This window comes from Roseiconus lacunae, assembly GCF_008312935.1.
GTDB classification, from domain to species: domain Bacteria; phylum Planctomycetota; class Planctomycetia; order Pirellulales; family Pirellulaceae; genus Stieleria; species Stieleria lacunae.
The window spans coordinates 1,152,015-1,170,128 of sequence record NZ_VSZO01000001.1; the positions used below are offsets into that span (position 1 = coordinate 1,152,015).

At 53.9% G+C, this 18,114-nt stretch carries 14 protein-coding genes and 2 pseudogenes; 12 read left to right on the forward strand and 4 right to left on the reverse strand.

Translation table 11 applies throughout. The features are described 5' to 3' along the window. Positions 1-21: 21 nt before the first annotated feature. From FYC48_RS28285 to FYC48_RS04450, 3 genes are read right to left on the reverse strand one after another with little or no spacing between them, the layout of a single operon-like run. The gene (locus tag FYC48_RS28285) at positions 22-315 is read right to left on the reverse strand and encodes a hypothetical protein (protein WP_235034058.1); all 294 of its coding nucleotides are present in this window, start codon (positions 313-315) and stop codon (positions 22-24) included. Then, positions 263-478: a DUF6884 domain-containing protein gene (locus FYC48_RS28770; protein ID WP_390622104.1), complete on the reverse strand. Its 216-nt coding sequence runs from the start codon at positions 476-478 to the stop codon at positions 263-265. The genes FYC48_RS28285 and FYC48_RS28770 overlap by 53 nt, the downstream gene beginning before the upstream one ends. Further along, on the reverse strand, positions 475-4,248 hold the full coding sequence (locus FYC48_RS04450; RefSeq protein WP_149495412.1) for a DEAD/DEAH box helicase family protein: 3,774 nt from the start codon (positions 4,246-4,248) through the stop codon (positions 475-477). The genes FYC48_RS28770 and FYC48_RS04450 overlap by 4 nt, the downstream gene beginning before the upstream one ends. A gap of 371 nt (positions 4,249-4,619) precedes the next feature. Between FYC48_RS04450 and tnpA the strand changes: the two genes are divergently transcribed. From tnpA to FYC48_RS04500, 11 genes and pseudogenes are all read left to right on the forward strand, one after another. Continuing rightward, complete coding sequence (gene tnpA, locus FYC48_RS04455) at positions 4,620-5,084, forward strand: IS200/IS605 family transposase (RefSeq protein ID WP_149495413.1); 465 nt, start codon at positions 4,620-4,622, stop codon at positions 5,082-5,084. A 206-nt stretch (positions 5,085-5,290) separates the two neighbouring features. Then, entirely contained in the window at positions 5,291-5,497 is a 207-nt protein-coding gene (locus FYC48_RS04460; protein WP_149495414.1) for a hypothetical protein, read from the forward strand. Next, a complete protein-coding gene (locus FYC48_RS04465; RefSeq protein ID WP_149495415.1) occupies positions 5,494-6,738 on the forward strand; it encodes an ABC-three component system protein in 1,245 nt (414 codons plus the stop codon). Before FYC48_RS04460 ends, FYC48_RS04465 begins: the two co-directional genes overlap by 4 nt. Continuing rightward, positions 6,722-7,207 carry a three component ABC system middle component gene (locus FYC48_RS27595; protein ID WP_160149313.1) on the forward strand — a complete coding sequence of 162 codons (486 nt, stop codon included), beginning with the start codon at positions 6,722-6,724 and terminating at the stop codon, positions 7,205-7,207. The genes FYC48_RS04465 and FYC48_RS27595 overlap by 17 nt, the downstream gene beginning before the upstream one ends. 350 nt (positions 7,208-7,557) lie before the next feature. After that, on the forward strand, positions 7,558-9,132 hold the full coding sequence (locus tag FYC48_RS04470; RefSeq protein ID WP_390622113.1) for a DUF3732 domain-containing protein: 1,575 nt from the start codon (positions 7,558-7,560) through the stop codon (positions 9,130-9,132). Beyond that, a pseudogene (locus FYC48_RS28775) lies at positions 9,131-9,525 on the forward strand (type I restriction endonuclease subunit R); the annotation flags it as partial. The gene FYC48_RS04470 and the pseudogene FYC48_RS28775, both read left to right, overlap by 2 nt. Positions 9,526-9,808: 283 nt before the next feature. After that, positions 9,809-12,898 carry a DUF3427 domain-containing protein gene (locus FYC48_RS04480; protein ID WP_149495417.1) on the forward strand — a complete coding sequence of 1,030 codons (3,090 nt, stop codon included), beginning with the start codon at positions 9,809-9,811 and terminating at the stop codon, positions 12,896-12,898. 893 nt (positions 12,899-13,791) lie between these two features. Continuing rightward, a complete protein-coding gene (locus FYC48_RS04485; RefSeq protein ID WP_149495418.1) occupies positions 13,792-14,163 on the forward strand; it encodes a hypothetical protein in 372 nt (123 codons plus the stop codon). A gap of 255 nt (positions 14,164-14,418) precedes the next feature. Next, the gene (locus FYC48_RS04490) at positions 14,419-14,874 is read left to right on the forward strand and encodes an NADAR family protein (protein ID WP_149495419.1); all 456 of its coding nucleotides are present in this window, start codon (positions 14,419-14,421) and stop codon (positions 14,872-14,874) included. 586 nt (positions 14,875-15,460) lie between these two features. Further along, positions 15,461-16,606, forward strand: coding sequence for a hypothetical protein (locus FYC48_RS04495; RefSeq protein ID WP_149495420.1), 1,146 nt, complete (start codon positions 15,461-15,463; stop codon positions 16,604-16,606). 41 nt (positions 16,607-16,647) lie between these two features. Beyond that, positions 16,648-17,004, forward strand: coding sequence for an FKBP-type peptidyl-prolyl cis-trans isomerase (locus FYC48_RS04500; RefSeq protein ID WP_149495421.1), 357 nt, complete (start codon positions 16,648-16,650; stop codon positions 17,002-17,004). A gap of 251 nt (positions 17,005-17,255) precedes the next feature. Here the strand turns inward: FYC48_RS04500 and FYC48_RS04505 are convergent, their stop codons facing one another. Then, complete coding sequence (locus FYC48_RS04505) at positions 17,256-17,459, reverse strand: GNAT family N-acetyltransferase (RefSeq protein ID WP_149495422.1); 204 nt, start codon at positions 17,457-17,459, stop codon at positions 17,256-17,258. Positions 17,460-17,536: 77 nt separating this feature from the next. Between FYC48_RS04505 and FYC48_RS04510 the strand changes: the two are divergent. Then, positions 17,537-18,005, forward strand: a pseudogene (locus FYC48_RS04510) (DUF1569 domain-containing protein). The last annotated feature ends 109 nt before the right edge of the window (positions 18,006-18,114 follow it).

Here is an 18,114-nt window from a genome sequence, read left to right on the forward strand (position 1 = left end):
AGCCATTGAACAGAGTTCAATTCAACCGTGCGAGATCATGATCGCGACCTTGGCTGCCTGCATCGCTTTTCCAATGGGCAGACCGGCGAACGGGAACTCGGTTTCGATGCCTGTGGTAGAGAATGCCTCTTTGATCGCGGCGCGGTATTCCTTCCCGCCGAGACCAATGACTCGGTCGAACTGATCAAGGTTCAGATCGACGACTTGCACTGCGAGAGTCGTACTGTCGATCGGCCCTGTCGATTTTTTCTTGAACGTGACTTCATACGGACCGGGAAGCAAAAAAAACTGGCTCGATGAACCCGTACTTCGCACTCAAGATTACCCAGCGGTTGCCGATATGTTCTGCGTACTTTCGATTGACCTTAAACGGTGAACCGATGTAGGCATCTTTGGCGATAGTCGGGCCGGCCGACGGATCGTTGGACCAAACCTTGCTGCTGCCGCATGGAACGATGACAAGGATTCCGCGCTTCATCGCCCGTCATCCGAATCCAAAGCCCCATCATGCAGTACGTCCACAAACTCGCCGAGAATTCGTAGGTCGGTTGCGGAATCTTCGTCGATGACGATGGGATTAAATTCTGGGTTAAGCGGTTGAAGCTCGATGGTTTCATGCTGCCAACCGTCTTCGTTCACGCTTTTGGTTGAGTGGTATCGTTTGACGGTATAGCGTCCACCATCCACCGGATCAGCGTGTGTGTTCAACTGAACGAGGACCAGTTTGCCTTGCCGCGAACCAGCAGCGATTCGACGGAACAGACATAAACTCCCATCGCTGATTCTTGGCAGCATTGATTTGCCAACTACCTGCGCCGCAAACATCCCATCGACGAGACGCCGGTCGCTCACTTCGACCCAACCGATCTCTTCCGGCGCACCGTCAGGTCCGAAACCACTTGCTGCGGCAACCAAGTCATACACTGGAACATGGCTCGTGTACTTGGCGGAGTCAGCAACCGCTGGTTCGATCATCCACCCAGCTTCCTCCGCTCCAATCTGTTCGTCTGCTTCATGACTGCTGGACGATTTGGCCGCCGACGCACTCACGGCACCCACTGGCTCCGCATGCCATTGCCCTTCACTCAGTTTGAACTGCACACGGAAGTCAGTTCCCGGCAAACCAGCGTCATCGCCAAACCATCCCCGCAACAACTCAGGTAAGCGATTCTTCTTCTTGTCATTCGGATGCGCCACGTTGCATGCGACTTTGACAAACTTGAACGTCCAAACTTCTCCATCAGGCAACTGCACTGCGGTCGGTCCCACCGGTCGTCCGGGCTCATTCTCGACGGTTGGAATGAAGAGAATCGGCTTTCCGTTCGCATGGGAAACCTTCCCTGAAAACGAAGTCGCGGCCCCGGCCGGCTCTTTCAATCGCTTGGTCTTGATGTAGCGAGCCAAGCGTCCCTCGACCAACTCCTCCGTCATGGATTCAAGGACGCCGCGAAGTGCATCTGGACAATCAATCGCCAACTGCATTTGGCCGCCCGTCCGCTTGAACCATCGCGTACCGTTCTGCGCATCCAACCAACGATCAATCGGCCACTTGATCCACCATGCCATCCACTCCGCATCACTTGCGTTGCGATGGTCTACCGCGTGTTTTCCTTCCAGTAAATCTCGCCGCAACACAGGATGCTCCAGCATGTGCGCTCGGCACAGCTTTGCAAACGTGGACAAATCAACCGGATCAAAGAACGACGATTGATCCAGCAACACGCGTAGCACCACCATCTTGTACGACTTGTTCAGATTGGTCGTCTCGACCGTCTTGAACCAATCGGCGAACTGCTTCAACGTTGCCTGTTCCGCATCGTTCAAATCACCTTCTTCGGCGGCAAACGCAAACCAACTTCCCGCACTTCGACTGATCGTTCCGGGAATGTACCCACGAGCCACCAATTCCGCCGGCGTCGGGCGACGTCTCAACTCGTCTCGCAACCCCCGATACGCCTCCACACCAGCGGCAGCTCCCGTAGGTAAGAACTGCTTCAGCAGATCCTGTGCTTCCAATTCAACATCCAGCAAGCATCCTTCGGGCAATTCCGGAGGTTCACCCTGGATCCACTTCCGCAAATCACCCCATTGAGCCGTGTGGTTTCCCAGCGACAACAAGTGAAGCATTCGCTGAGCAAATATCCGGTGGTTGCCGACGAAATCGATCACCAACAAGCGAGTCTTGCCCACGCTGGCACGCAGACCGCGGCCGAGTTGCTGCAGAAACACAACCTTAGATTCTGTTGGCCGCAGCATCACCACACGATCCACCGCCGGGACATCCAGTCCTTCGTTGAACATGTCGACCACGCACAGCGCTTCCAGCGAGCCGTCACGCAACTGTTCCAGCGATTCACCGTAGCTATCACCGCCGCCACCAGAAAACACCGCTGCCGAGCGAACCCCTTTGGCACGCAGCCAATCACGTGCAAACAAAGCGTGACGCCGCGAGCAACAGAACACGATCGTTCGCTGACCGGGATGCTCGTTGATTGCCTGCCACAATCGTTCCATCCGCTCGCTCGTCGCGACGCGTTGTTCCAGTTCCTCTGGATCGAAGCGGCCGTTCCGCCACGGAACTTGATCAAAGTCAACCGTGTCCCGGATACCAACGTAGTGAAACGGAACCAACGCCCCTTCTTCGATGCCCGTTCCGATGGACGCGTGGTAAGCCAAATTGTCATCGAAGATGCTGACCACATCGACGCCGTCGGTGCGTTCAGGCGTCGCCGTTAACCCCAGAATGAAACCGGCGTCCAGCTTTGCCAGCACACGGCGGTACGTCGGCGCTTCCGCGTGGTGAACTTCGTCGATGATCACGTAATCAAAGTGCTCGTTCGCCAACCGCTTCAGACCTTCAGGACGAGCAAGCTTTTGAATCGAGGCGACCACCAACTCGCCGTCGATGTCACCGCGTGAGCCGACATACCACGATGTTCGCGACGCCAGCGAATCACCTTGCTTGAACACATCGTCAAGCAATTGAGAAAGAACGCTTTCCGCCTGCATCAAAATATGCGAGCGGTGAGCGATCACCAACACTCGCGGTCGACGCCCCAGCGATTCGCCGACTTGCCTGGCGTCGAAGGCGGCCAACCAAGTCTTCCCCATGCCCGTCGCGACCGAGATCAACGCCTTCGAGAAACCGTCCGCGCGCAGATTTGCGAGCGACTCAAGAGCGGCCGCCTGCCAAGGCCGAGGTTCGGGAATCGAGGTGGTGTCGATCCTTTCGGGTTTGAAGTTCTCCTGACGATAGGCTTTGGCCTCCCGCCGGTACTCTTCCACCAGATCGACAGTCAACGGAGCCGCCGATTGCCACAGTTCATCAAACGCCTGGACGAAATCGTCCGGCACGCCCTCGCCTCCATGGCTCGAACAAAGCAGGTTCCACTCAACCCCCGTTTGCAAAGCGGGTTTGGACAGGTTGCTGCTGCCAACGGCGACGAGTGAACCATGCTCATCCATGATTCGCCATGCCTTCGGGTGAAACGAATCCGGCCGGCTGGCCAGTGATTCAATCCGCACCAGTCGAGCGTTCAAATTCCCTCGGAAGTCCGCGTCATCCTCGACCGTCTCCTGCCATGCGAGCAAACGTGCCAACGCATTTGGATGCGAGATATATAGGTAATCGCTGACCAGAATCCGAACCGCAACGTTTCTCTGCAGTGTTTCGAACAACCGCTCTTCGATCACCGCCAAGCCCGAAACTTGAACGAACGACGCCAGCACATCGATATTGGTGGCACCTGCCATCCGAGTCGAGAGCCGTTCCCACAACGTGGAATCCGGGTGCCCGGTCAACAGTTCCAAACGCGGCGAACCTTTTGATTTCGCCGGTGCCGTCTCTGTCTCCGCCGGCGCTTCGTCAACCAAGTAATTCGCTTTCTCCGGAATCACGTATCGCACGCCACCGCGTGGATCCGGCACATCGCCTGGATAACGCGGGATCACATGCACGTGGACATGCATCACAGTTTGTCCAGCGGTTTCACCGCAATTGAAACCGACGTTGTACCCATTGGGTTTTGGGTCCAGCGTTTCATCCAGGTGCGCCTTCACCACATTGACCAAACTCATCAACGCAGCCTGCTCATCCGGCGAAGCATCAAACCAAGTCGCCACCACGCGCCGCGTCACCACCAACGCATGCCCGCGCGTCACCGGAAAACGATCATGGAAAGCAAACGCCAACTCGTTCGAAGCGATCCAATCGGTTTTCGCCACGTTCAAAAACGGAGAGTCTTCCATGCCATAACTCAAAGCAACATTTCCATCGCCGATGATCTCGAGCCTACCCATTTCGGCACAACACATCACGAGAGGTGAGCACGTCAACAAAACGCAGCACTTGGCGAATCACGCTTCCCCCTCTCCCTGCTTGCCTGGGCCTTCCTCGCACCTTAAGATCAAGCGCTTCAAAATGCAACCAACCTAAGGGTATTTGGGCGAAGCTGCTTGTCTGACTCGATTGTCAAGTTCGCGTATAGGAGCGTGCTGCACTTTCAGACTCGAATCCCGGTTTCGAAGTTGCCGTATCAACGATTTCGGACAAGGGATCAACTGACAGGATACGGAGACAAAAACATTCGGCATATGACTGCCGGTTAGGGGCATCTAGCGTGTCAGCGTTCACCAATCTGTTGTTTCACATCATCCACAGCACGAAGTACCGCGAGCCAACAATCCGTTCCGAGTGGCAAGACGACCTCTATGCATACGTCGGCGGCATCGTACGCGACCAAAAGGGTACGTTGCTGAAAATTGGAGGCGTCGAAGACCACGTACATCTGTTAGCAAAGCTCAGTCCAACCATTGCGATCTCCGATGTACTGCGAACGCCCAAGTCGAACTCGTCCAAGTGGATCAACGAGCGTTCCGACGTGACGCGAAAGTTCGAATGGCAATCGGGCTACGCCGCGTTTTCAGTAAGCGAATCACAGTTGCCTGCAGTCGCCGAATACACTGCAAACCAAGCTGAACATCACCGCAAGAAAACGTTTCAAGAAGAATTCCTCGCCATTCTGCCGAAGCACCACATCGAGTTCGACATGCGCTACGTTTTCGAGCAGGAGTTCATCGATTGATCGACACGCACCCAGCCACGTCGCGTCACGCGCATCTAGCCACGAAGTGGCGACATGATGTAGCCCTGGGCGTCAGCCCATGGTCCCGGAATTCCCACCACGCTGTTAGTCCCGAAGGGACGATAGGAGTCGGTGCTTCACCATCACATGTCGCCCCTTCAGGGCTTCTCGATCGTATTTGTCCATCCAACCACGGGTTTGCACCCGTGGCTACACCATGCCGTCCCAGCGGGACTAACAAGTTCACTCCCAGTCGTTCCGCCTGCACCGAAGAGGTGGAAGGCGACGGCGTCCCCTTCACCGAAAAGATGGAGGGTTTGACCCGCGAGTTAGCCACTAAATTCGACGAGTCCGAAAAACTGCAGGCGGCGATCCGCGACAACCAATGTCCAGAGTACAGGAACGCCGCATGAGTAGTAACTTTGAAGCCGCTGATTCCTCGCTTGGATTTTACTTTCAGTCGGGATTCTCCCTTGTTTTGCTTAGCCGTTCATCGGACGAGGCAGTTGTGTCAGTCGAAACAACTGATGATGTCCAATTGCACGAAGGAACTACTCCAGTACTTGCACAGCTAAAGCATTCCACTGGGAAACCACCGGCGTTGAATGAAAAGAACGATGGTCTTTGGAAGACGATCGGCAATTGGATTTCGATTTCCGACTGGCACAAGTATTTGTTCATGTTTGTGACATGCGCCGATCTGGCGGACGGCTGCGAGCTCTCTTCCCTCCTTGAGAAGACGCCCGATCGAAACGTGGATAGCGCCCTCGCGTGTCTGTTGGCTGAGGCAAAACGAGTTATTGAAACGCCTACCGTCGCAGAAGCCGAGAAACTGAAAGATGTCACAGGATACGACTACAAGATTCGCCGACCGGCGTGCCAAGCATTCTTGGATCTGAGCGAGAAAAAGCGAAAACTGTTTGTTCGCCGCCTGACATTAGTCCCATCGAGTTTCAACGCCGGAGACATTAAAGAACAACTCCTGAAGGCGTTTCTTCACACGGAACCTCGGCGAAACCGAGCGGAGATAGGTGAGCGAATCATCGAGTGGTGGGATCGTCGCGTTGCCCGCGCGCTCTTGGAGAAGTCCCCTCGTGAAATCAGCAAGAGTGAATTGCTTGAACGACTTGCTGAAATCAGAGTCGTTGTCTTGGGGCACGGTTTGTCCGACGTCTATGGTGACAGAGGCCCAAAGGACCTGAGCGCTGAGATGGGCGGCAATATGGAGCGACAAATCCAACTTGTTAATGGAGGCAATTACAGAATTGAGAGAGCCGCACGCGAGCGATGGCGAGCGAGAAACAATCGCAAACACTGGATGGACGAGAGCTTGGCGTTCGCCGACGAATTGAAGGAATACAACAAGGTTCTAATTGAAGAGTGGAGAGACCGCCACGCCCCCATGGCTCATGACGTAAGCGAACTCGACAGTACAGATCAAGAGTCTCGCGGACTTGAGTTGCTCGATTGGTCACACAAGTCTGCCTACACTGAGGTTCCCTCGTTTAAACCGGGGCTTAACGTGCCTTCCTTGGTAAGAGGGACGTATCAACAATTGGCCGAGGAGCTTCTAGTTGGTTGGCACCCAGACTACTTGAATCTATGCACGGAAACTGAAGCGGGAATGAGGTGGCACGATGACAACGAGTGTTGATGTTTACTCTCAAACAAACCCCGCGTTCCTCGGCGTCGTACTTCACGAATTCGCGAAGGGATACCACAAAGCTTCGGACACGTATCCAAGTTATGTGCTCATGTATCTTCCCTGCCCAATCGTGGTGTCGAAGAAGCTCGCGCGAACGCTGGAGGGGACTAATGCAACCACAGGATTAGCGAAGTGGTACTTAAGAAGCCCTGAATTGCAAATCAATATCGTGAACGAAGTGCGCCGCTCTGTTACGTTCACGCGTCGTGCACTGCAATATGCTTTGCTAAGCAATGTTTTTAAGATGCGCGACTCAACTTTGGTGCCCCTAGACGGAGCATTCAAGACGAAACCGAAAGATCCGACCGGAAGAAGAATAGAAGATCGGCCTTTTACGGCCGCCAACCGACTCGGGCAATGGTGTGGGCAGGTAGATTCGGCAGAACGTATTTTCGCGCTATTGGGGCTTCGACCATGAAACGTTGGAATATCAAGGAGATACGTCTGTATTCAAAAGACGGACGCCATGTTCTGCTGCCTTTTGAGACAGAGGCAGTAAACATTATTACTGGACCGTCACACACTGGTAAGTCTGCGATAATCGACATTTTGGACTATTGCCTTGGGGCAGGTGAATGCCACATTCCGGGTGTCGTTGGCGAAAAGTGCTCTTGGGTTGGGCTTGTTTGGTCAAAAGGTTCGCAGTGCTTTGCTGTCACCAGAAAGTTGCCGGAAGGTAAGGACAGCACAGACAACGCAATGTGCTTTCTTACCGGGAGTGACCCAAGGAAACTCCTTCCGGACAACGCCGATGCGATGCCGGAGACAATGAATCGGAACGAGGTGAACAAGCTCGTAGAAGCGCAGTTTGGAATCGGCGAGGTAAAAGGAGAGACATTCGGAACTGGCCGAGAAGGCAAGAGGATTTCGGTGCGCCAAGTCGCTCCGTTCATTCTCCAGGACGATGATGTAATTATTAGCAAGACAACTCTTCTTCGTGGCTTGAATGACGAGCGGAGAAGGCAAATCATCGACTCGATTCCATACTTTTTTGGAATTTCGGACGAGAAAGCCGCAGCGAAAGTCGCAACGCTTAGACGTCTTCGAGCCGATCTCCGAAGATTCGAGTCGAGAGAAAAGCAACAGGCCGCGATCCGAGCCGAGGAATCTGACCGGGCGTTTTCACTTGTTACCGAAGCTGTCAGTTTAGGGCTAATACCCAAGCCGAGCGACGTCACATTAGAAACCTCCGAAGATCTATTGAAAACAGCCTCGCAATGGCGCCCCGGCGAAAAAACTACAGCAAGCCAAGATGAACTGGTTTTGCTCTATGAACGTGAGCAGAATCTGTTTCGCGAGCTTCGCTCGGCAAGACAAAACCTCAAAGCGGCACGAGCAATTGAAGGCGACGCAAATGAATTTAATGAAACATCTGAAACGCAGCGTCGGCGGCTAGAATCGATTGAACTGTTTAACAGCCCATCAGACGAAACTACGTGTCCATTGTGTAACAACAGTCTTGGTCAAGAACATTCATCTACCGATGCGATCCGTGATGCAATCGAAGAACTCGACAGAGAACTCAATGAAGTTGAAGTTGAAAAGCCACGTATCGACGGGTACCTGTCTGAGCAACTTGATACGATTCAGCGAGTTGAAGGGCAACTGAATCAAGTGCGTGGGCAAATCGGGGAGTTGGTTGAACAAGAAGAGCGTATTGCTTCGGCGCAACAACTCGATCATGAACGTAGCAGATTGGCTGGCCGAATTTCTCTCTATGTTGAATCGCTCTCAGGTGTAACTTCCGATGAGGATTTGAGAATTGATGTGCTCCGTGAGCAGATCGCTGGCTTGGAAGCAGAAGTCGATGTCGATGGAAAACGTGCGAGACTTGAAGAAGAGTCACAGCGGATTGGCACTATTGCGACCAAACTCCTCGCAGAGTTGCCGTTTGAGGAAGAGTATCGTGACGGCTCGGTTTACTTTCGAGCAAACAACGACGTTGGTTGTGGAATCGTGACCGAAACCCGATCCTTTTCCATGCGAGACGTGGGCTCTGATGAAAACTATCTCTCATTGCATGTGTCCGTGTTGTGTTCGCTGCACAGACATTTTGCTGCGAACAAGTCTCCTGTTCCCGGAGTTCTCGTATTTGACCAAATTAGTCGGCCATACTATCCGCCCGAGGAGAACCCTGAAGAAGCCGATGTGCCACTCAGCGAAGATACAAAGGCAGTTTATCGGTACTTCGAGTTCCTATTTGAGGAAGTCAAGCGACAGAAGGGAATGCAATTCATCGTCATAGAACACGCGTACCTTGCTAGCAATGAAGACTACAAGAACGCAATCGTCCGAAGATGGAACGACGAAGAGAAGCTGATTCCAGACGATTGGCCAAAGTAGCTTCGTCATCAGCGATGGGATCACGGCGCGAGTCGGTTCGCTGACGGCCAACAAAGAACGGTTCATGCCGTGGAATACGATTAAGAACGAAGACGATCGGCCGCTGCTGGAATACCAGTTGGAGAAAGTCGTTCGCGGCTTCTTCGATCCAGAGTTATCTCTGGACTACATGAGTACTTCGTGCTGTTTGAAGACGATGGCGACTCGCTGATCAAAAAGATTGCCGGTTGCCATCAGTTCCACGGAGTCCGCGAAGCCGTCCGCGTCACCACGATCGCGGCTGCCGATTCCGACGACGCCGCCGTCCGCGAACGCCGAGCCACCTACGGCGACGAAGTGCAACCCGACTCGTGCAAGGCGGGCGTGTTCTGGCACACGCAGGCAACGGCCAGACCACCTCACCTGTTTAAGAGATTTGAGGCTTCCGATGTGTTTGTTTCGATGGTTAGTTCGCATGTGACACGTGGGCGGCGCAAATTGGCTTCTAACACCATCCACTTGCTTCGACATGTCGGAATCAACTCTTTTCTAACGGTTCTGCTACCTGCGATCAAACCTGATCGTTCGTTGAAGCTGAGCGAACAACCAGCCATCGTCGTAAGTCGCTAAAATTCGTGTTCGTTAGATCAGGCAGCGTCATTCTGCCAGCAATTACTTATTGGATAGTAGGCAGCTAGTGGAACCGGGACTCTACGATCATCTTCTGACGAAAGCTATTGAAGACGAGATTGCTCGGTTAGGCGATCCCCGCCTGGCAACGCTTGCGCCAGTCGAGGCAGAGGAATCGCACTCGGCCCTTGCTCAATTTCTCGAGCGACTGATCGCTGGCAGTTTGGCCGCGTTTCGCGGGGCGGATGCAGCTGAGAAGCAGCGGCAGCTCACGGACAAAATTCTTGGCACGCTCGCCGAAGCGTTGCATGACGACGATGCTGACGTTCTGAGCATTTCCAGTCCATTGCGACGGCTATTGGCGATCCACCGGTCAGTCGATGGTTCGCCAAACGAGCGACCGGACAGTCCTCTCTCCCGTTGCTCGCTTCTGACTGGAACGCGACTGGATGCAAGTTTGGGAAGCCAGCTTCGCAAGGAAATCGCAACTTGCGATCGAGTTGACATCCTCTGCTCGTTCGTCAAGTGGAGCGGATTGCGGGTCATCATTGACCAGCTTCGCGACCTTGTCGATCGCAATGACAAACTGGCCGTTCGCGTGATCACCACCAGCTACATGGGTGCTACGGATCCGAAAGCGGTGGCAGCACTGAGCGAGCTTCCAAGGACGAAGGTGCGAGTGAGCTACGACACCAAACGAACGCGACTGCACGCGAAAGCCTATTTGTTTCACCGCAAGACCGGCTTTAGCAGTGCCTATGTTGGCTCCGCTAATTTGTCCAACGCTGCGTTGTCCGAGGGACTTGAATGGACGACGAAAATCAGTCAGTACGAGTTGCCGTATTTATGGGACAAGGTCACGGGCACCTTTGAGACCTATTGGCAGGATGATGAGTTTCAGTCGTTTGACGTTCAGTCGCTGCCTCGACTTCGCCAAGCAATTAGCACCGAGCGGAGAGCAGGAACGGACAATGAACTCGCGATCAATTTCCATTTGCGTCCGTTCCCGTTTCAAGAAGAGATTCTTGACATCATTGCCGCGGAACGCAATGTCCAAAACAAACATCGACATCTGATCGTCGCTGCCACGGGGACCGGTAAAACGATGATAGCTGCGTTCGACTATGCTCGTTTCGCGAGGGAGTCGGGACGCAAACCGAGGTTGCTATTTATCGCCCATCGAAAAGAGATTCTCAGCCAAGCGATGGTCGCGTTCCGTTGCGTGCTGCGAGATCAGAATTTCGGCGATCTCCTCGTCGATGGGAATCAGCCAGAGCAGCACGAACATCTATTCTGCTCCATCCAAAGCTACAACTCTCGAAATCTTCAAATGGAGTCCGCGGAGCAATTCGAGTATGTAGTGGTTGATGAGTTTCACCATGCAGCGGCCCCCAGCTACCAATCCTTGTTAGAGCACGTGAATCCGAAGGTTCTGCTTGGATTGACAGCCACGCCCGAACGTTCTGATCAACTGGACGTGTTGAGTTGGTTTGGAGGACGAGCGTCTGCTGAGATACGGTTGCCAGATGCCATTTCCCGGCGTCTGTTGTGTCCGTTCCAATACTTCGGGATTTCAGATGCAGTCGATCTTGATGGCCTGACATGGCAACGTGGCGGCTACCGAATCGATGACTTGGATCGGCTCTATACGGGCAATGACATTCGTGCAAAGTTAGTGTTCGAGAAAGTTGCTGAGACCGTACTGGATTCGCAGGACGTACGTGGCCTGGGATTTTGCTGCAGCGTCGCACATGCTGAATTCATGGCTCGATTCTTCGATGAAAATGGAATCCCTTCGATTGCATTGTCAGCGGGATCGACCAGCGAGGAACGCAATTCCGCTCAGCAGCGGTTACGTGAGCGCTCGGTCAACTTCATCTTTGTCGTTGATCTTTACAACGAAGGCATCGATATCCCCGAGGTCGATACGGTGCTTTTTCTTCGACCGACCGAAAGTTTGACTGTATTTCTGCAGCAGCTGGGGCGTGGTTTGCGATTGCATCCTGAGAAAGAGTGTTTGACCGTGCTCGACTTCATCGGCGCGCAACGCAAAGAATTTCGGTTCGCCAGCCGGTTTCGTGCCTTGAGTGATAAGCCGACTGAGAAACTTGACCAAGAAATCGAAAACGGTTTTCCGCACTTGCCAAGTGGTTGTGTGATCAAGCTCGAGCGAGTGGCGCAACAACGCGTGCTTGAAAATGTACGTGAGTCGATTCGCATGGTCCGACCGCGGATGTTAAGCTCGCTTCGAGATCTGAAGCAATATCTGGGGAGAGTGCCAACGCTTGAAGATGCGATCGACTATTTCGATACAACCCTTGACGAGTTACTGAAGCGAGGCTTGTGGTCACGATTGTTGGCGGATGCGGGACTTATTGAGCTGGCGGACGCCCCAGACGAAAAACAACTCGCAAAGGGGCTGCGTCGTTTAAGTCACATCAACTGCCCGCTGCAGATCCAGGCTGTAACCGAATACCTGGAGCAAGACTCGCCTCCGGAAGCTAGTGTCGCGGAGATGCTTCACGTTTCATTGTGGGGGGCGCAGCACGCTGAAATGTCACTCGCGGATGCGGACAAAAGATTGCGAGACAATTCGGTGGTTATCGATGACCTGCGGTGCGTGCTTGAATACCGATTGAAACACTCGCCATTGATCGCAAACCAAAATGCCGTGGCGTTCGAGCCATTGGCCATTCACGCTGCGTACACGCGGGACGAAATTTTGGTGGCGCTTGGACACTGGAATTTCAATGATCGGCCAAGCCAACGCGAGGGTGTGCTGCATCTGCAGGATCGGAAGCACGATGTGTTTTTCGTGACGCTGCAGAAAACCGAGGATGAGTACTCGCCCACGACGATGTACGAAGACTACCTGATCTCACACAATCAATTTCATTGGCAGTCTCAAAGCAACACGTCGGAGCAGTCACCGACTGGTCAACGCTACATCCATCACCGAGAAATGGGCTACACGCCGTTGCTATTCGTGCGCGAGACAAAGAATCTTCCGTCCGGGATTTCAGCTCCATACCACTTCCTTGGACCGTGCAACTACTTGAGTCACACAGGCAGTCGCCCCATCAGCATTGTCTGGGAACTCGAATACCCTGTTCCAACACGCCTGCTTCGCACGATGGCTCGGCAGATTGCGGTTTAATCTACGTACAAACAAGATGTGCGAACCTCCGGGAAACTCACAAGCATCGGACAAGTGGTCCGGCACTGGCGATTCGATTGCGGTTACACGTGACAGACGCTTCGCGAGCGTAACGCCGCAAACTGTTCGTTGTTGGTTAGCGGATTGGAACTGGAGCTTGCCATTCGCGGCTGTTGTTATGGTTTCTACGAGTGACGTTTGTGCCGTTTTTAGCCGGAACGGCCTCTGACTTTGTAAGCTGTTTTAGGGTAAGGGTTTAGGAAAGAGAGAGTTTTCGAAAGGTCTCACGCTGGGGGTTACGCTCGGGGAGACACCGAAACACACACCGACGGCGCTGGGGCGATGATCGTCGAACTCCGGTCAACCGGTCCTCACACGTTGGTCAGTCCTAGCGCGCATCCCAGCGGTGAAGAGTATGACCGACTCGATGTAGAACCGGCGACCGTTCCCGCTCCAATGCTGGCTGCCTGCGTGAAAGCTCTTGCTGATGCCGTGATCGTGCGACGTGGGGAAGCGTTATCGCGGGTAAGCCAACGTCGCCGCCACTCTCGCCGACTGACGCGTCCGACGTCGAAACCCGAGCTATCGCCTACCTCGCTGCGATGCCGCCGGCGGTCTCGAGCAGTGGCGGTCACTCGCAAACCTATGCCGCGGCGACGGCGCTCGTTCACGGCTTCGGGATCGACCCAGATGGTGCGTTAGCAAGAGTGATAGGTTCGGGTGATGCTTTTAAATATGAGTACGAATCCACCTTCTCAAAGGTCAGAAATGTGTCTGCACATTGCTTCCGTATACGAGCAACCAACTTCGCGCGCATTGCGTCGGATGAGTCGGGCTCTGGAACGTTGAAGCCTATCCGCACAACGCCCGGTTATTGAAAGTCACAAGTTCCTATGTTTGTTCCGCCAATCGTCATCTACATCGTCGCCGCGTCGTTTCTTACTGGGATTCTGTTGCCGTTGGTCTTGGGCGCATGGGGGCAACGAGGTCGACCCGGTGTAATGCTCGGAGTTTTTGGTGGGAGTCTGTTGAGTGTGCCAACTGGGCTACTCAGCGGTTCAATCCTCTGGAGCCTTCTGGAGGAGACGAGTTTAATGCCTGAAGTAGTCGCGATGGTTGTCGGCCCCTTGGTCGGCTGTTTCGTTGGGACGTTCGTCCTCACACTGATCATGAGGGAAGCGGCGGTATGGATCGCGGCAAATCGAAAGCATAGTCGTGATGTTCCGAACAATCACCCGACTAGCACGGCCGGTCAATCAAACTAAGCGAACCGTCAGCGGAAAGTCGCAAGGTAAGGTTCACCACTCAGGGAACGCTCGCCATGGGACACGGTAGAACATTGTTCGACGATTGTCGCCGGACTGCGGATGGGGCCACCCAGGGCGAGCATGTTCGTCCCAGGGCCGCGGGAACAGCCTCGCTATTAGACACAGTTTGATTTGTTTGTCCGAATAGCCTTGCGAACCTTGCCTCGTCTTTAGGTGTCTTCGTCGAAACTATCAAAAGACATGGAAAACGAGATGAACCAACCAATCAAATTCTACAGTACAGGCGATGAATACGGCGAGTTTTCCAACTTCGCTGCGTACCCCATACGAATCGGCAATCGTATTTGGCCGACGAGTGAGCACTACTTCCAGGCGATGAAGTTCAAGGACAAGAAAGACCAAGAGCAGATTCGAAAAGCGAACTCGCCGATGCTCGCGGCAAGGATGGGACGTGATCGCAAGCGTACCTTGCGCAAGGATTGGGAATCCGCCAAAGTGAACGTCATGCATGAAGCACTTGTTGCGAAATTTACGCAACACGAAGAACTCCGAGAGTTGCTCCTCGGCACCGGCGACGCCAAAATCATCGAACACACAGCCAACGATGATTACTGGGGCGATGGTGGCGATGGCCGCGGCAAGAACATGCTCGGCCGTTTGCTAGTTGAACTGCGTGAGACCCTGCGTCCGCAGACCACCGAAGGCTAGCTCGACACTGTGGAATAGCGTTCGTCCCATCCATCCAACCATCTAAACAACCAATCACCGACGGAACCCTTCCGTTTCTCTCCTCGCCTTGGAAGGGCCAGTGCACATGCAGGTTGCTGTGTTGTTTTGAGCGACCCCGTCACGGGGTGGTCGCTTGATCGGCCACGTGCGAAGCACCTGTCAAAGGCCCAGCGTCTTACGAAGAGAATCCGCGAATCAGCGACGATGCGGTTGCCCCCGTGGTCTAATCCATCAACGAGTTCGGTTTCCGGCAACCGATCGTCGTCGATCCCGACGGCGTCATTATCGTCGGCCATAAACGAGCCATCCGTCACGTGATCTAAGACACGAACTGGTGAAAGTCATTCATGCACGCCCGTCTCAACGAAACGCCGACTCCCATGGGAACGACGCATAAATCGACAATGACTTTCATTCTTGCTAACTCGATGTTGGTTTGGATGATACGATGTCGCTCCGCCAAACGACTCCTGACATCGGCGGCGACCAGTCGTCCGGAGCGATCGCGAACTTTGCCCTTCAATTTCGTGTCGCGACGGTTTGACCAAATGATGGAAGAGTGGCAATGTCGTTAGACGGCGAAGAGATCAAAGAAGAAGACCGGGAACCCGGCCCCGAAGTGACGCCCAAGCTGTTTCGCAAGTGGCAAAAAGCTCGACGAGGTTCCATTGTAGCTGAGGACATGACCAATCCCGTCTGGGCTTGGCTGTTTCGAGGTCGTGTAGATCCCTACCACGCAAACGAACGTTTCAAATCACGGCTGGGAAAAATACTCGGCAGCGTCGATTTTCCGGATGAACCTCGCTGGGCTGGGTGTCGAATGGGGCAATCGCGGACCGAACTCGCCGATGGTCGCGTGTTTTGGATCGCTGGAGAGCACGAGGACTACTACGATCCAGATTTCTTCATCTACAACGATCTCATCATCGAGCACGGGGACGGAGCCGTGCAGATCCTCGGCTATCCTGAAGAAGCTTTTCGCCCGACTGACTTTCACACGGCGACGGCTATCAACGGTGGAAAAGAGATTTTGATCATTGGAAGTATCGGCTATCCCGACGATCGCGAAGTGGGACGCACCCAGGTCTACTCCCTCAATACGGACACGCTTGCGATTGAGGAGATTTCCACCACGGGCAGCCCTCCAGGATGGATCAGCAAACACAATGCACAATTGACCGAAGATGCGTCAGCGATTTTGGTGTCTGGCGGAGACTTGTTGACCGAAGATGGCTTCCTCGAAAATATCGATGATTGGTCATTGTCACTGGCCGACTTCTCCTGGACTCGATTAACGATCCGAAATTGGACTCGGTTTCAAGTTGCTCGTTGCGATCAAGCGAGTCTGCATCTGTGGAGCTATGAAATGCGGAAGTTCGCACTTGATCATCCAGGTGCAGGTTTTGACCGAGAGGCTGACTTGGCGGATGAGATCGGTACAGAGCCAAACATGGACGCTTACGAATCCCTTTACCGACCGCAAATGACACACACGTCGTTGGATCCCCAAGACGAATGCGACGAAGATTGGCGGACTAAGAGAATCGATGTGGAGGGCGTGCACGTGCGCTACGTTGACAATATGGATCATGTCACAGTGACGATTGAAGGGAATTTAGACCGAACAATCGTCGAGGCACTTGCCGAAGATCTGCATGCAAAGCTCGCACTCGTCGAGAACGCAGAATGCCGGATCAAGTGGATTGATTAAGCAATCGAATACAAGTCCGTGATCGAACGGAGCACTGACCAATGGACTCAAGCGATACGCAACATAGCAAGCTCAGAGGTGGACTGAAGGTTGACACAGAGGTTGTCGGCACTGGGGCTGTTGCGTCGCGTGGCGATTCAGTAGTGATCCGACTGGAGATCCGGCTCAATCATGGAGACGTCGTTGCAACGTTTGATGAATATGCTTTTGAGGTTGGCAAACGGCAGGTCATCGCCGCTATAGACTACGCAGTGGAAGGAATGCACGTCGGCGGGCGTCGCGAACTAAAAGCTGGTCCGCATCTTTGCTACGGTGCCGCAGGTGTTTCCGAAAAGATTCCCTCGAACGCCGCCCTGTTTCTAAGCATCGAACTGCTGCGTTGCGAGAAATCGGGCTGACTACGATGTGGCTTTGAGTAGGTTCATGGACAGGTCGACATTCGACGCGTGCGACGATGATGTTCGCCGGTCCTTGCAAACAAAAGCGATTCCCATGTGCGGCCTGTGTCCAGCGAACCGTACCACGTGCCGCCTCGCTACTCAGCGCCGGACAACCTGCCGCCCGGTCACCCCGGTGAGTACTATCCAGGCATGCCGCCGTATCCAGTCGTTCCCCCGGTACCGGATGGCCTTCGCCCATCAATGTTTCTTTAAAGACTTCGGACTCCAATCATGTCATTTGACTCGGCAACGATTGAATGCATCGGCTCTGCCGTCGGATCGTCGAGCATCTCTTCCAGTAAGCTTGCGATCACGGGGCCTTCATCGTTGCCGAATGCATCAAGGTGTACAGCAAGGATGCGATCACGATCATCGCTGCGAGCCGGTCGGAATTGAATGGAGTCGGTGTTCATCGCTGGTGTTAATCTTCAGGCGTGTCGCCCATAATGCGCTTCGAAAGATTCAGATTCTACCGAGATGCCGCGGACATATGAGTGACCTAAGAGAATTGCAGTTCAACAATCTCGAAGCCGCCGTTGATGACGCTCGGCAATTGTTGGCCACCGGGTATGTCCGGCACGGAAACTGGTCGCTCGGGCAGATCTGTCGGCACTTGGTTTTGGTTCAAGACCCCAGCGTCGATGGCTATCCGGTTTGGATGTCACTGTTTGCGCCATTGCGGCCTCTGGTGTGACGACTACTGTTGCACCAAGGTGCTGAGCGGTGATTCTCCTCGCGGGATACGAACAGCTTCGATATTCGTTCCGCTTGATGATTTGGAAGATGCAACCGAAGTGGAAGCATTCGCGGCAAGTGTTACACGCTTGCTGAATCACTCCGGCAACTTCGTTCCGCATCCAGGATTCGGCAGGCTGCCACGCGAGAAGATTCTGGAAATCCACACCGCTCATGCTGCTCACCATCTCCGACATCTTCGAACCGAAGGTGAATCTGTTTGATTGGCCGACGGAGAAAAACTCGCAAACGGATGTGCGATTTCCAATTGTCGGTCGACTTTCCAAGTCGAATCCGTTTTCCGCTGTACGTTGTCGACTCGGAGAGTCAAGC

Bases quoted from the DNA above. Each gene is read 5' to 3' on its own strand.
- FYC48_RS28770 (WP_390622104.1), bottom strand. From the start codon at position 478: ATGAAGCGCGGAATCCTTGTCATCGTTCCATGCGGCAGCAGCAAGGTT.
- FYC48_RS04450 (WP_149495412.1), bottom strand. From the start codon at position 4,248: ATGGAAGACTCTCCGTTTTTGAACGTGGCGAAAACCGATTGGATCGCT.
- FYC48_RS04465 (WP_149495415.1), top strand. From the start codon at position 5,494: ATGAGTAGTAACTTTGAAGCCGCTGATTCCTCGCTTGGATTTTACTTT.
- FYC48_RS27595 (WP_160149313.1), top strand. From the start codon at position 6,722: ATGACAACGAGTGTTGATGTTTACTCTCAAACAAACCCCGCGTTCCTC.
- FYC48_RS04470 (WP_390622113.1), top strand. From the start codon at position 7,558: ATGAATCGGAACGAGGTGAACAAGCTCGTAGAAGCGCAGTTTGGAATC.
- FYC48_RS04485 (WP_149495418.1), top strand. From the start codon at position 13,792: ATGTTTGTTCCGCCAATCGTCATCTACATCGTCGCCGCGTCGTTTCTT.
- FYC48_RS04490 (WP_149495419.1), top strand. From the start codon at position 14,419: ATGAACCAACCAATCAAATTCTACAGTACAGGCGATGAATACGGCGAG.
- FYC48_RS04495 (WP_149495420.1), top strand. From the start codon at position 15,461: ATGTCGTTAGACGGCGAAGAGATCAAAGAAGAAGACCGGGAACCCGGC.
- FYC48_RS04500 (WP_149495421.1), top strand. From the start codon at position 16,648: ATGGACTCAAGCGATACGCAACATAGCAAGCTCAGAGGTGGACTGAAG.
- FYC48_RS04505 (WP_149495422.1), bottom strand. From the start codon at position 17,459: ATGAACACCGACTCCATTCAATTCCGACCGGCTCGCAGCGATGATCGT.